At 68.9% G+C, this 14428-nt stretch carries 9 protein-coding genes and 2 pseudogenes; 7 read left to right on the top strand and 4 right to left on the bottom strand.

Features of this window, described 5'->3' with window-relative positions:
• The first annotated feature begins 17 nt into the window (after positions 1 to 17).
• The 5 genes from thrC to NGF19_RS24905 all read left to right on the top strand — a co-directional run bounded on the left by thrC (position 18) and on the right by NGF19_RS24905 (position 5584).
• Positions 18 to 1337 (top strand): threonine synthase, encoded by a 1320-nt coding sequence (thrC, locus tag NGF19_RS24925; RefSeq protein WP_252427594.1) that lies wholly within the window; start codon positions 18 to 20, stop codon positions 1335 to 1337.
• Positions 1338 to 1407: 70 nt separating this feature from the next.
• On the top strand, positions 1408 to 1683 hold the full coding sequence (locus NGF19_RS24920) for a MoaD/ThiS family protein (protein ID WP_252427592.1): 276 nt from the start codon (positions 1408 to 1410) through the stop codon (positions 1681 to 1683).
• Between the two features lie 415 nt (positions 1684 to 2098).
• Positions 2099 to 2302, top strand: a complete 204-nt coding sequence (locus tag NGF19_RS24915) for a cold-shock protein (RefSeq protein WP_009339379.1) — start codon at positions 2099 to 2101, stop codon at positions 2300 to 2302.
• Positions 2303 to 2625: 323 nt separating this feature from the next.
• Positions 2626 to 4248 carry a chaperonin GroEL gene (gene groL / locus NGF19_RS24910; protein ID WP_252427591.1) on the top strand — a complete coding sequence of 541 codons (1623 nt, stop codon included), beginning with the start codon at positions 2626 to 2628 and terminating at the stop codon, positions 4246 to 4248.
• Between the two features lie 211 nt (positions 4249 to 4459).
• The gene (locus tag NGF19_RS24905) at positions 4460 to 5584 is read left to right on the top strand and encodes an NADH:flavin oxidoreductase (RefSeq protein ID WP_252427589.1); all 1125 of its coding nucleotides are present in this window, start codon (positions 4460 to 4462) and stop codon (positions 5582 to 5584) included.
• 4 nt (positions 5585 to 5588) lie between these two features.
• Here NGF19_RS24905 and NGF19_RS24900 read toward each other — a convergent pair.
• Together NGF19_RS24900 and NGF19_RS24895 are read right to left on the bottom strand one after the other, a co-directional pair.
• A pseudogene (locus NGF19_RS24900) lies at positions 5589 to 6409 on the bottom strand (ISAzo13 family transposase); the annotation flags it as partial.
• A 189-nt stretch (positions 6410 to 6598) separates the two neighbouring features.
• Complete coding sequence (locus tag NGF19_RS24895; protein ID WP_252427587.1) at positions 6599 to 9238, bottom strand: discoidin domain-containing protein; 2640 nt, start codon at positions 9236 to 9238, stop codon at positions 6599 to 6601.
• A 1072-nt stretch (positions 9239 to 10310) separates the two neighbouring features.
• Here NGF19_RS24895 and NGF19_RS24890 point away from each other — a divergent pair.
• Positions 10311 to 10457, top strand: a pseudogene (locus NGF19_RS24890) (IS1380 family transposase); the annotation flags it as partial.
• Between the two features lie 202 nt (positions 10458 to 10659).
• On the opposite strand, the gene NGF19_RS24885 reads toward NGF19_RS24890, so the two are convergent.
• A complete protein-coding gene (locus NGF19_RS24885) occupies positions 10660 to 12078 on the bottom strand; it encodes a sugar porter family MFS transporter (protein ID WP_252427585.1) in 1419 nt (472 codons plus the stop codon).
• Positions 12079 to 12465: 387 nt separating this feature from the next.
• Here NGF19_RS24885 and NGF19_RS24880 point away from each other — a divergent pair, with 387 nt between their 5' ends.
• Positions 12466 to 13557 carry an ISAs1 family transposase gene (locus tag NGF19_RS24880; RefSeq protein ID WP_252427583.1) on the top strand — a complete coding sequence of 364 codons (1092 nt, stop codon included), beginning with the start codon at positions 12466 to 12468 and terminating at the stop codon, positions 13555 to 13557.
• A gap of 6 nt (positions 13558 to 13563) precedes the next feature.
• Here NGF19_RS24880 and NGF19_RS24875 read toward each other — a convergent pair whose 3' ends face one another.
• On the bottom strand, positions 13564 to 14313 hold the full coding sequence (locus tag NGF19_RS24875) for a transposase family protein (RefSeq protein ID WP_252427582.1): 750 nt from the start codon (positions 14311 to 14313) through the stop codon (positions 13564 to 13566).
• Positions 14314 to 14428: the final 115 nt, after the last annotated feature.

Below are 14428 nucleotides of genomic sequence, written 5' to 3'. Positions count from 1 at the left end.
AAAGGGCCTCGCCGGACATGGCTGCTCAGTCAGTTGTCAGTACCTCCGCACACACCACCTCCGCCTCCACCTCTGCGGACACCTCGCATCCCGTGGATCTCGGCCCCGCCGCGGCCCTGTCCTGCCGCGAGTGCGGACACCGGGTGCCGCTCGGCCCCGTCTTCGCCTGCCAGGAGTGCTTCGGCCCGCTGGAGATCGCGTACGACTTCTCGGCCTACGAGCCCGAGGAACTGCGCCGCACGATCGAGTCGGGCCCCGCGAACATCTGGCGCTACGCGCCGCTCCTGCCGGTCCCGGCGGACGTCGCCACCAAGCCGAACCTCAACCCCGGCTGGACCAAGCTCGTCAAGGCCGACCACCTGGCGCGCGAACTGGGCGTCACCGGCGGGCTCTACGTGAAGGACGACTCCGGCAACCCGACGCACTCCTTCAAGGACCGCGTCGTCGCCCAGGCGCTGGAGGCGGCGCGCGCCTTCGGCTTCACCACCCTGTCCTGCTCCTCCACCGGCAACCTCGCGGGCGCGGTCGGCGCCGCCGCGGCCAGGGCGGGCCTGCGCTCCTGCGTCTTCATCCCGCACGACCTGGAGCAGGGCAAGGTCGTCATGGCCGCGATCTACGGCGGCGACCTCGTCGGTATCGAGGGCACCTACGACGACGTGAACCGCTTCTGCTCCGAGCTGATCGGCGACCCGGCCGGCGAGGGCTGGGGCTTCGTCAACGTCAACCTCCGCCCGTACTACGCGGAGGGGTCCAAGACCCTGGCGTACGAGATCGCCGAGCAGCTCGGCTGGCGGCTGCCCGACCAGATCGTGGTCCCGGTCGCCTCCGGCTCACAGCTCACGAAGATCGACAAGGGGCTGCGGGAGCTGATCGAACTCGGGCTCGTCGAGGACCGGCCGTACCGGATCTTCGGTGCGCAGGCCGAGGGCTGCTCGCCGGTGTCCGTCGCGTTCAAGGCGGGCCACGACGTCGTACGGCCGCAGAAGCCGGACACGATCGCCAAGTCGCTGGCGATCGGCAACCCGGCGGACGGCCCCTATGTCCTCGACATCGCGCGCTGTACGGGCGGCGCGGTGGAAGACGTGACGGACACGCAGATCGTGGACGCGATCAGGCTGCTCGCCCGCACCGAGGGCATCTTCGCGGAGACCGCGGGAGGTGTCACAGTGGGCGTGACCCGGAAGCTCATCGACAGCGGCGCCCTCGACCCGACGAAGACGACGGTCGTCCTCAACACCGGCGACGGCCTCAAGACCCTCGACGCGGTGGCCGGTACGGGCGCGACCGCGACGATCCGTCCGAACCTCGACTCCTTCAAGGCGTCCGGCCTCGTCTGAACCCGGTCCGGACCCGACCTGTTCGACCCGCTTCGCCGTACCCGCCGTACCCAGACCGGAGGTCACCCATATGAGCGTCACCGTCCGCATCCCCACCATCCTGCGCACCTACACCGGCGGCCGGTCCGAGGTGGCCGCCCAGGGCGCCACCCTCGCCGAGGTCATCGAGGACCTGGAGAAGAACCACACCGGCATCGCGGCCCGCGTCCTGGACGACCAGGGCAAGCTGCGCCGCTTCGTCAACGTGTACGTCAACGACGACGACGTCCGCTTCGAGCAGGGCCTTCAGACGAAGACGCCGGACGGCGCGGGAATCTCCATCATTCCCGCCGTCGCCGGCGGCTGAGGGTCGACTTCCCGCCACCGAATGCCGCCCCCTCCGTCACGCGAAACGGAGGGGGTCATTCTTGGGGATTGAGCACGGTACAGTTGGGGAACACGCTCGGACCCTGTCAGCCGGGCGTTCTGAGTTCCTGTCTTCGGGTACGGCAAGAAATAGCCAAAGTAGGCAGGCCATTTGCGCCATTCGCTCCGTTTGAGGGGCCCGACTTGCCCTGAAGTCGGCCGAATTCTTCGTACATTCCCGACCGGCCATGCCCGGATTTCTCGTCCGACTGACCTGTTGCAGAGGGCAGTTGGACAGATACATTCAGCCGCGGTCGACGCGTTCCGGCGCACGCCCCCAACCGTTGGGGGGTGAGGTCTGACCCGGATCCGCGAAGTGTGGATCTGTGCAAGGGCCAGTAATAGGGGAGTTAGGCATGGCTCAGGGCACCGTCAAGTGGTTCAACGCGGAGAAGGGGTACGGCTTCATCGCGGTCGACGGTGGTGCGGATGTTTTCGTCCACTACAGCGCCATCCAGATGGACGGCTACCGCACTCTGGAAGAGGGTCAGCGGGTCGAGTTCGAGATCTCGCAGGGCCAGAAGGGTCCGCAGGCGGACATGGTTCGCCTGGCCGGCTGAAGTGCGCGCCGACGACTGAACTGTTCGATGGGCCGAGGGGCTCGTATCCCACTGGGGTACGGGCCCCTCGGTCTGTCCCGCGACGCCCTCCCGTCACCCGACCACCACCCCCCAACGAGTCCGCTTTCGCGACTGCGCCTTGCACTCGGAGGGGGCGAGTGCTAATCATTGGCGTTAGCACTCTCCAGGTGAGAGTGACAAAGAAGGACCGAGTCGGTGAGGCCGTGGCCGGGTGGGGCAAGGAACCACAGGCCGGGGTCGTCCGTCGCGGGCGCGGGCGCGGTCCGAAGTCATCACCCCCAGTCCTGGGAGGACCACTTCACATGGCCAAGATCATCGCGTTCGACGAGGAGGCGCGGCGCGGCCTCGAGCGCGGCATGAACCAGCTCGCGGACGCCGTCAAGGTGACGCTCGGCCCCAAGGGTCGCAACGTCGTCCTCGAGAAGAAGTGGGGCGCCCCCACGATCACCAACGACGGCGTCTCCATCGCCAAGGAGATCGAGCTCGAGGACCCGTACGAGAAGATCGGCGCCGAGCTGGTCAAGGAAGTCGCCAAGAAGACGGACGACGTCGCCGGTGACGGTACGACCACCGCGACCGTGCTCGCCCAGGCGCTGGTCCGCGAGGGCCTGCGCAACGTCGCCGCCGGTGCCAACCCGATGGCCCTGAAGCGCGGTATCGAGAAGGCCGTCGAGGCCGTCTCCGCCGCCCTGCTGGAGCAGGCGAAGGACGTCGAGACCAAGGAGCAGATCGCTTCCACGGCCTCCATCTCCGCCGCCGACACCCAGATCGGCGAGCTGATCGCCGAGGCCATGGACAAGGTCGGCAAGGAAGGCGTCATCACCGTCGAGGAGTCCCAGACCTTCGGTCTGGAGCTGGAGCTCACCGAGGGTATGCGCTTCGACAAGGGCTACATCTCGGCGTACTTCGCCACCGACATGGAGCGTATGGAGGCCGTCCTCGACGACCCGTACATCCTGATCGCCAACTCCAAGATCTCCAACGTCAAGGACCTGCTCCCGCTCCTGGAGAAGGTCATGCAGTCGGGCAAGCCGCTGCTGATCATCGCCGAGGACGTCGAGGGCGAGGCCCTGTCGACCCTGGTCGTCAACAAGATCCGCGGCACCTTCAAGTCCGTCGCCGTCAAGGCCCCGGGCTTCGGCGACCGCCGCAAGGCCATGCTCGGCGACATCGCCATCCTCACGGGCGGCGAGGTCATCTCCGAGGAGGTCGGCCTCAAGCTGGAGAACGCGACCCTGGACCTCCTGGGCCGCGCCCGCAAGGTCGTCATCACCAAGGACGAGACCACCATCGTCGACGGTGCCGGTTCCTCGGACCAGGTCAACGGCCGCGTGAACCAGATCCGCGCCGAGATCGAGAACAGCGACTCCGACTACGACCGCGAGAAGCTGCAGGAGCGCCTGGCGAAGCTGGCCGGCGGCGTGGCCGTCATCAAGGCCGGTGCCGCCACCGAGGTGGAGCTCAAGGAGCGCAAGCACCGCATCGAGGACGCCGTTCGCAACGCGAAGGCGGCCGTCGAGGAGGGCATCGTCGCCGGTGGTGGCGTGGCCCTGCTCCAGGCCTCCCAGGTCTTCGAGAAGCTGGAGCTGGACGGCGACGAGGCCACCGGTGCCGCCGCCGTCAAGCTGGCGCTCGAGGCCCCGCTGAAGCAGATCGCCGTCAACGCCGGTCTCGAGGGCGGCGTCGTGGTGGAGAAGGTGCGCAACCTGACCCCGGGTCACGGCCTGAACGCCGCGACCGGCGAGTACGTCGACCTGGTCAAGGAAGGCATCATCGACCCGGCGAAGGTGACCCGTTCCGCGCTGCAGAACGCCGCCTCCATCGCCGCGCTGTTCCTCACCACCGAGGCCGTCATCGCCGACAAGCCGGAGAAGGCCGCCGCGGCTGCTCCGGGCGGTATGCCGGGCGGTGACATGGACTTCTGATCCTTCTCAAGGATCGGACCCGTCCTTCACGGACCGAGGGCGGCACTCCCTGGCGACAGGGGGTGCCGCCCTCGGGCGTATCCGGAATCACACCCCGCGGGCCCGCTGACGCGGAATGCGGGGAACCGCGAAGCCGTTGGGATGGACGAACGCCGTATGCGCATGCATGTATCCGGCGTGCTCACCCCCTCCCCTCGGCTAGGAGTTCCCCGTGTCCCTCTCCGCCTCCGCGTCCCGCGCGGCCGAGATCCTCGCCCGCCCCACGACGATCAACGGTCTGACGGTCCGGAACCGCATCGCGATGGCGCCCATGACCCGCCAGTTCTCGCCCGGCGGCATCCCCGGCGCGGACGTCGCGTCGTACTACGGGCGCCGCGCCGCCGCGGACGTGGGCCTGATCGTCACCGAGGGCACCTACGTGGACCACGCCTCGGCCGGTGAGAGCGACCGCGTCCCGCGCTTCCACGGCGAGGAGCAACTGGCGGGCTGGGCGCGGGTTGCCGAGGCCGTGCACGCGGCGGGCGGCGCGATCGTGCCGCAGCTCTGGCACGTCGGCATGGTGCGCAAGGCCGGTGCCCCGCCGTTCCCGGACGCCCCGGCCGTCGGCCCCTCGGGCATCCGCCTCGACGGCACCGAGGGCACGGGCAAGGCCATGACGCGGCAGGACCTGGACGACGTGATCGCGGCGTTCGCCGGGGCCGCCGCCGCGGCGGAGCGCATCGGGTTCGACGGCGTGGAACTGCACGGCGCGCACGGCTACCTCATCGACCAGTTCCTGTGGGCGGGCACCAACCGCCGTACGGACGCCTACGGTGGCGACCTCGTCGCCCGTACGAAGTTCGCCGCCGAGATCGTGGCGGCCGTACGGGAGGCGGTCTCGCCCGAGTTCCCGGTGCTCTTCCGCTTCTCGCAGTGGAAGTCCGACAACTACGACGCCAGGCTCGCCGGGACCCCCGAGGAGCTGGAGGCCCTGCTCACCCCGCTCGCCGCGGCCGGTGTGGACGCCTTCCACGCCTCCACGCGCCGCTACTGGCTCCCGGAGTTCGACGGCGCCGACCTCAACCTCGCGGGCTGGACGAAGAAGCTCACCGGCAAGCCGACGATCACGGTCGGCTCGGTCGGCCTGGACGGCGACTTCGTCCGCGCCTTCGCGGGCGAGGGCGCCCCGGTCAAGGGCATCGACAACCTCCTGGACCGGATGGAGTCGGACGAGTTCGACATGGTCGCCGTCGGCCGCGCGCTGCTCCATGACCCCGAGTGGGCGGCGAAGGTCCTGCGGGGCCGCTTCGACGAACTGAAGCCGTACGACGCGGCGGCCCTGAAGACGCTGAGCTAGGGCGTGTTTCGACCGCCAAGGCGGCGAGTTCGGCCTTCCAAGCGCGGGTGCGGTAGCCGTTGGATCCGCCAGCGTCGGCGGTGATCAGCAGTCGCCGCGCGTAGGGGTAGGCGGCTCGACCAGCCCCGTTCCACCAGCGGCGGATGGACTCGACCGCGAAGGCGGCCGTGTCGTGGTCGGTTCCGATGTTGACCCAGCCGGTGTTCGCGGCCAGGTCGTAGATCCCGTACGGGACGGCCTTGCCGAGTTCCGGGTCGGGGAAGTCGTGGGTGGAGACCGGAACCGGCTCTCCCGCGGGGCGCCAGTCACGGCCGTCGTTCTTGTACTCGCCGACCAGTTCCTTCTTCTTCGTGTCGACGCTGATCACCGGGTCTCCAGTGTTCTGGTGGCCCTTGGCCCGCTCGTTGATGTAGTGGAACTGCCTGTCCCTGTCGGGGTGTTGCCTGCCCTCAATGGTCTTGGCATTGCCCTGCAGGCTGAAGCCCTCCTCACGCAAGAGGTCGCCGACCGTGTCCGCTGAGATCCGGTGGCCCTGGCGGGTCAGCTCGTCGGCGAGGTTCCGCGTCGACCTGGTGGTCCAACGCAGAGGCGACATGGGGTCGCCGCGCATGTCGGGTTCGACCAGTGCCAGCAACGCGCTTCGCACTGCGGGGTTGAGGTCGACGACGCGCTTGCGGCCCCCGCCCGGTCGGCGTGCACGGCCCAACGGCGCGTCCCCGGCGCGAGTTCACGCACTCCCAACGACACGGCGGCCTCCCGGACGCCGGAAGCGCGAGCGACCAGCCTGATCCCGCCATGGCCGATCGACCGGGCTTCCGCCCCTATCAGCAGACGCCGCTGACGCTCGTCGAGTTGCGGGAAGATCGCCTCGAACTTGGCCGCCAGCGAAGCCCGTTGAATCTCTGATGCGCTCATAGCACGCCAACGAGTCAGATATCGGGAAGCTACGGGTTAATACTCTGCGAGCCCTTTAAGTTGGCGGTTTTGAGGCTAGATGTGGCCGGTCGGCGCTTGTCACGGCTGGGTGACCCTCAACTCCCGTACCCCCACCGGCTTCTGCGGGTCCTCGGACGTGACCGTCAGTCGCACCAGGCGGGCCGTCGCACCCGGGCGGTAGGGCCGCCAGTCGGTGCCGGTCGCCGAGATCTCCAGGCGGTACGGGACGGAGCGGGCGTCCGTCCACTCCGGCTCGACTGAGGTCACCGGGGCCGTGCGCCCCAGGTCGACCGTCAGGGCCCCGGACGTGCCAGCAGGGGCCCAGGAGGTGACCGGGCTGCCGTCGACGGCAGCCGCCGCGTACAGACCGGGGGTCTCGGAAGTCGCCGTGGCCGGGCGGCAACGCGCGGCGTCTGTCGTCGCGGCGAGGTCGGGTCGGCGGGTAGAGAGGACGAGGGTGCTGGTGAGAAGGCGGGGGCCGGTGGGTGTGTGGACGGTGAACGGGGCACCCGAGGTCAGCCGGACCGTCGTGGTCAGGGGGCCGATCGCGATGTCGTACGTACGGTCCCGGTAGCGCAGGCCGGTCAGGGTGACGCCCCGGCCGAGCTGTGGTGGAAGCAGCGGGTCGAGCCGTACCCCGTCCTCGCGCAGCCGGAGACCGGTCAGGCCGTTGGTGAAGACCTGGAGGAAGCCGCCCTTCCCGGCGAGGAAATCCTGGGCAGGTTCCCCGGCCAACGGGTCCAGAGCGCCTGCCTTCGTGCCCCGAGCCTCGCTGAACAGGGCGTACGGGCCGCGCATGAACGGGCGCACGGAGCGCTGGAGGTAGGTGTACGTCACACAGCCGGCCTCTCCGATCGTGGCCGCGGTGATGGCGTGGATCGAGTCGGCCAGCGCCGGGCCGTCCGGATCGGTGCGGACGGCGTAGTAGGCGAGTGTGGCCGCGGCGGCGCCCGGCTCCATCGGCCATTCCAACGGGTAGAGCAGCAGGACCGCGTCGGCCTGCTTGATCATTGAGCCGCGGTAGCCCGCGTACTGGAGGAACAGCTTCCGCGCCGGGTCGTACGGGATGCGCAGGCCGTTCGCGACCCGCGTCCACGCGGCCGGTGCGGGGTGTCCCAGCAGGTGCGCGGCGCGGGCCGCGTTGCGCAGGGCGGTGGCCGCGACGGCGTTGGTGAAGGCTCCGTCGGTGACGCCGTTGCTGTACTCGTCGGGGCCCGCGACGTTCTTCAGCGAGTAGCTGCCGTCGGCGTTCGCGGTGACCCGCGAGACCCAGAAGTCGGCGATTCCCCGGAGCAGCGGCCAGCCGTGTCCGGCCAGCCAAGCGCGGTCGCCGGTCGCCAGATAGTACTGCCAGGCGGCGAACGCGATATCGCCCTGGAGGTGGATCTGAGTGAGGCAGTGCGGCGGGTTCCAGCTATGGCACTCGGACCACAGGTCACCCCGGCTCGCGCTGGTCCACGGGTAGAACAGGCCCCGGTACCCGAGCTTGCGGGCGTTGGCGCGGGCGCTGGTGCGGGTCCGGTAGCGGTACTCCGCAACCGGACGGGCCAGTTCCGGGCGGGTGGCGAGCAGCCCGGGATGCATCCAGATCTCGGCGTCCCAGAACACCAGGCCGGCGTAGTCGTCGCTGGTCAGGCCAGCCGGGGGGATGCTGTCGCGGGAGTCGGCCCGGGTGGCGGTGAGCAGGCCGTACTGCGCGGAACGCAGCCATGTCTGCAGGTCGGGGCTGTTGGGGACGGAGATGTCGGCCGCCCACGCCCGCCGCCAGGCGGTGGCGTTCGCGGCGAGGACGGCCGGCCAGCCGCGCCGGGCCGCGCGCCTGGACGCGGCGCGCGCCGTGGTGCGCGGGGCGGACGAGGTGAGTGCGGTGTCGACGCCGACATACTTCTCGAAGGTGTACGTGCGCCCGGCGCGGACTGGGCGCGTGCCGCGGAGTGCTTCGGCGCCGGTCTCGCGGGGTGCCCCGGGTCCGCTGGTGCGCAGTGTCTGGGCGATCGCCCCCGCCGTTCCGGTGCCCCGGGTGCGGAACGTGCCGTCGGGCCCGAGGTCGATGCGGCGCGCGCCCCGGGGGTCCAGGCGGGCGGTAACGGTCGCGGTTCCGTTCCAGTGCGGGGTCATGCGCAGCCGTACTGCACCGGTGTGCATGTCGGACCGGTCGGTCAGCACCTCGTACACGAGGTCGGTGGCGCGCCCGTCGGACGTGGTCCAGCGCACCGACGTGCGTACCAGGCCGCAGCGGAGGAAGAGGGTCTGTCGGTAGTGCGAGATCCGGCCGGGGGGAGTCTCGGAGCCGTAGGTCTCGTTGCCGACGCGTACGTCGAGGGTGGTCCAGCTCGGCAGAGCGGCGATCACCTCGCGGCCGCCGGCGAGGTTCTTCTCGCGCCCGTAGAGGCCGGAGACGAACGCGCCGTCATAGCGTGGGGTGAACAGGGGCCAGCCGGTCCGCTCGCCCGTTGCCGCGTATCCGGCGCCCGCAGGCGGTACCCGGTGGGTCAGGTAGCCGTTGCCGACGTACGGGTCGTAGCCGGCGGCCGCGCCGAGACGGGTGGAGGTCAGGGCCCAGGCGGGGTCGGTGTCGTGGCCGCAGTCGCCGGCGGCGGGCGGGTCGGCGGCGACCGTGGAGGAGATGGGTGGCGGCGCGAGCAGGGTGCCCGCGAGCAGGGACGTCATGAACACCAGGGACGCGGCGAGGAGGCAGACTCGGGAGAGGCGCACCATACGACCGTAGGGACGCGCGCGCCGCAAACCGATGCGCGGCGCGCGGCTGAACGGCGGGTCGGTGGGGCGATGTACCGGCGGCGGATCGGTGGGCTGGCGGGGGCCGGCTGTCGGGAGGAGATAAGGGCGGGGAGGGGGCGGGCCCGGGGGGGGGGGGTACGGCGGTGGTCGAAACGCGTGGGGCGGCGGGGCGAGAGAAGGGGCCGGGACGTGGGCCACCCTCCTCAATGCGCGGTCGGTTGTGAGGCGCGCTCCGCACAGGGGGACGACGACGTCGCGGTCCGTCCTGTGGCCGACCGCCGCCAGCAGGCGGCGCCCGTCGTCCAGGACGCCGCTGCCGCCCCAACGCGGTTCTTCGGGGATCCATTCCGAGGTGGAACGGGTCCGAATATTGCGCGGCCCCTATAGCGGGTGATCTGCCATGGCCCGCCTGCATGAGGAGCGGCGAGCGGATGATGCTTCGACTGTTGCCGTGGCGTTCCGCAGCGACGTTACCTTGCGCTGCGGCAGTTCAGGCCTACGACGCCATCCGGGAGTTGCGCAAAGCCGAAGACCTGGCGGGGGATGAACGGGCGCGTGCAGAGTACGGCTCTCACAGGGCCCACGACGCGGAACTCACGGGAGATGACCCCTTCTCGGGTTGCCCCGTTGAAGGCCCTGCAGTGTCGCCCTACCGCGAAGGCGAAGCCTCGTTTTTTCGCGGAGGCGAAGCGCTGGGTCTCCAGCGTCGTGCACCGGAAGTAGGGCGGCCTGCCGATGTGGTCGTGTGCCTGATCAGCTGCCGCGGTCGTCGATGCCGTTCCGGCGAGCGTCAGCGCTGCTGCGGTGACTGCCGCCCATCGGCCTACCGTCGTCCAGCCTTTTCGTTTCTTCACTCAGCCCTCCAGCTGTGATGGTTACCGGGTACCTGAACGCACGCCTCTATCCGCTCGACGTATCGATTGGATAGGCATATATAGGCATCAGTGCACCAAGACTTCTGGAGCGGGCCACTACTGCCGCGAACAAATCACTCGCCGGCTAGGCCTAATACACTCTCCCGGCGGTGAAGCCGCGGCTTCACGGCATGTACCGCTCCCAGCGACTGCGGCTGTTCTCCGCCGCTGTCCAGTTGGTGACCACCAGCCGCCGCATCCTCCGCCTCGCGAAGCACTGGCCCGGGACCCACGACATGACAGCCGCCGTCGACCGGCTCGCTCAATTGCCGAGCCCAGGCTGACCAGCAGCGCTCTCTATCCCGACAACAGCACCATCCGACCTGGAGAAGTCGCACCCGGCGCCCACCCGATGCGGCATCCGGGCCGCTGGCCTGCCCGCCATCAGCCACAGAAGGCGAAACGGTCCGCCGACTCCGTCGACGGACCGGCATGCAAGATCGACGCTCGGCACTCCAGCCGGACTTGTTTCTTTCTGCTGGAGTATCAGGTCATCTCCTCCAGCGTCTTGCCCTTCGTCTCCTTGACGAACTTCAGGACGAACAGGAGAGAGAACGCGGCGAAGATCGCGTAGATGACATAGGTCATGGAGAGGTCCCATTCGGCCAGTGTCGGAAAGCTCGAGGTGACGACCCAGGCGGCGAGCCAATGGATGCACAGGGCGGTGCCCAGGGCAGCGGCGCGGATGTTGTCGGGGAACATCTCGCTGAGCAGGACCCACACGACCGGACCCCAGGACAGGGAGAAGAAGAAGACGAAGGCGTGGGCGGCGATGAGGCCGATCAGGCCGTGGGGGGCAGGCAGCATGCCGCCGACCAGGGGATGGGAGAACGTCCAGGCCTTGAGTGCCAGGCCGACGACCATGCCGACGGATCCGATGGTGGTAAGTGGCTTACGGCCGATGCGATCCACGAAGAACATCGCGATCACGACGCCGAGGATGTTGGCGATCGAGATCAGAAACGAGTAGAAGAAGGCCTCCTCCGCGCAGACACCGACCGACTGCCACAGGAGCGAACAGTAGTAGAACGAGGGAGTGATGCCGACGAACTGCTGTAGGACCGCCAGGCCGATGCCGGTCCAGACGATCGGCTTGAGGAGAAAGGCACCGCCGAGCAGGTCCTTGAAGGTGGATCCGTACTCGTGCTTCATCGCGGCCTCGATCTCGGCCACCCTGGCGTCGAGGTCGACGTTCTTCCCCTCGACCATGGCGAGGATCTCACGTGCCCGGTCACGGCGGCCTACGGAGAGTAGAAAGCGCGGGGACTCGGGAATGGCGAAGGTGAGCAGGCCGTACACCGCGGTCGGTACGATCGTCACGACGAGCATGACCTGCCACGCCTCCAAGCCCAGCAGTCTGCCTCGCTGATTGCCACCGACGGCCTTGAGCAGACCCCAGTTCACCAGTTGCGAGACGGCGAAGCCGACAACGGCCGCGGCCGGCTGGAAGCTCCCGAGACGACCCCGGTACGCCGACGGGGCGACCTCCGCGATATAGGCGGCGCCGCTGACCAGAGCCATCCCTATGGCGAAGCCGCCGACGATGCGCCAGAAGGCGAGTTCCCACAGGGAGAACGGCAAGGCCGAGCCGATGACGCTGACGGTGAACACGGCCGCGGCGATCTGCATGCAGCGAACGCGGCCGACGCGGTCGGCGAGGCGGCCGGCAACCACGGCACCGGCTGCGGCACCGATCAAGGCGATGGCCATGACGTGAGCAAGCGTGACGGAGCCGATGGCGTAGTGGCTCCGGATGGCCACCACCGCGCCGTTGATCACGGCACTGTCGTAACCGGAGAGGAATCCACCCATGGCAGCCACGGCGGAGGCGAAGACGAGGGGCCCCAGGTGATCGGGGCGAGCTGCTCCAGACCCCGGCCGGGGTGCCCGCCCTTTGCTCGTCACGTGCACTCCTCGGACACACCGACAGCACTGACAGCACCGACTGGGCGGAATACGTGCCGCTTGCCGATTCGGTGCCGGTTCACGCCGATTAGCTCCGATTCGGATGTCGAGTGCATTTCCGATTGATGGCCTGATACTCCAGCCGGACTTTTGTATTTGTGCTGGTCAATGGCCTGGCAATGGGGAGTGTAGCGAGGCTGGGCAAGCATGGGACAGCCTTGGGCCCGGCCGTCCCACCAATGGGTCAGGGTGATTTCAAAGTCCGGGTGATCTTGTAGGCGTGCAGGTCACGACGGTGTGACGATGTCCGGTGGGGGCACGACGTACGCAACGAAGCTCCGTTGTGCAGGTGACCTTCCCAAGTCACCTTCGCCCAACGGAGCTTCGATGTGCCGCCAGTCTGCCACTGTCTGTCTGGTCAAGTCGCCCACCCGTCAGCATCGTGTGATCGGCCCGCTGGCCGATCGGCTGCGGACACTGGCCGATCCGCAGTGCCGGCGCGGGAGGCGTCACCCGTTCGTGGCCGTCATGCTGGTGGCCTGCTCGGCAGTGCTCACCGGAGCGAAGTCCTTCGCGGCCATCGGGCAGTGGGCCGGTCAGGCGCCGCAGGACACCCTCGCCCGGCTCGGGGGCCGCACCACCACGGCGTTTGCCGTGCGGATCGCGCCCAGCAGCGCGACGATCCGCCGGGTCGTCCAGCGCACCTGTCCCGGCGGGCTGGCCGACCTGCTCGGATGCGATCCGGCCGGGGCCGACACGCTGGCCGTGGACGGCAAGAGCGTCCGTGGCTCGCGCGCCGGCGACAGCCCTGCCGCCCATCTGCTGGCCGCCATGACCGGCGGCGGCCGGACCGTCACCCAGCTGCGGGTGCCGGACAAGACCAACGAAATCACCTGCTTCGCCGCCCTGCTGGAGCCCTACGACCTGACCGGCGTGACGGTGACCGCCGATGCTCTGCACACCCAGCGCGCTCATGCCCACTTCCTCATCGAGCAGAAGCAGGCGCACTACGCCTTCACCGTCAAGAAGAACCAGCCGACCCTGCATGCGCAGCTCAAGACCCTGCCCTGGCACGAGGCGACGGCGAAGTTCTACGACCGTTCCCACGGTCACGGGCGGTTGGAGACCCGGGTGGTGCAGGCCCTGACCGTCACCGGCCTCGGCATCGACTTCCCGTACGCCGCGCAGGTCGCGAGGATCGTCCGTCACCGGACCTGCGTGAAGACCGGCAAACGCACCCGCGAGACGGTCTACGTGCTGACCGACCTCACCAGCCGCCAGGCGTCCCCCGAACACCTCGCGATGATCGTGCGTAGGCAGTGGACCATCGAGAACCGCCTTCTTCTTCCGCGAACTCCACTACGCATTGCAGGGTGGATCCCCGAAGATCGAAGCGTTCAGGACGGCGCAGCACAACACCCGCCAGTGCTACCCCGAATACCGCCACTGGGGCGCCAGGGTGATTGCAAAGTTCACTGAGCTTCTTCAGCGTTGCCGCTCCAGTGTGAGGATGGCTTTGGCGATTGACGTCATGCGGTTGGGGCTGCATCGGGACCTGCGGAAGATGCGCCAGGACTTCAGTCTCGCCACGCCGTGCTCGACGGGCGCTCGCGCTGCGGCCAGTGCCCGATTGCGGGACTTTTCGGTAGGGCTGAGTCCCTGCAGGGGCCTGCGCTTGATGCCGGTGGTCAGCCACGGGCCGGCGCCCTGGCAGGCGAGGTCGGCCGGGATGGGAACGCCCTGACGCTCGCAGATTCGGATGATCTTGTGCGTGCGAGCGGCGGTCAGGTCATGGGTGCGGCCCGGCAGGGCGGGCGAGAGCCACAGCAGCCGGCCTTCGGGGTCGGTGACGACCTGCACGTTCACACCGTGGCGCCGGTGCTTGTGGGAGTGGTCGGCCCGACCGTCGCCGACCCGGTCGCACTCGGCGAGGGTCCCGTCGAGCAGGACGAAGCCGGGTTCGTGTTCGCGCAGCGTCTTCAGCAGGCCCGGTGCACGTTCGGCGAGCAGGTCGACGACCGCGCTGGTGTAGGCGTGAGCGGTGGACTCGCTGATCCCGAACCCGGCGGCGATCTTCGCGAGAGTGATGTGTTCGCGCAGGTACACCAGTGCCACCATCGCGCGCTGGGACGGACGGAGCTTGCAGCGCCGGTCGCCCTCACGGGTGACGATCAGCATGGTGACCCACTCCACCAGTGCGTGAGGCAGGTCGAGTGCGGCAGGATGGACGACCAACGAGGCCCCCGAGCAACGTGATTGAGACTTCAGACATCTCGATCAACAGTCCGGGGGCCTCGCTCGTTGCGCTTCACAGTCCATCACCCGACCGGTGGCCAACTCGAAGAAGCTC

The sequence above is a fragment of the Streptomyces macrolidinus genome (assembly GCF_023887685.1).
Classification (GTDB): Bacteria; Actinomycetota; Actinomycetes; order Streptomycetales; family Streptomycetaceae; genus Streptomyces; species Streptomyces macrolidinus.
Note: the sequence above shows the minus strand (reverse complement) of the source record. Positions and strands in the feature narration are given on the sequence as shown.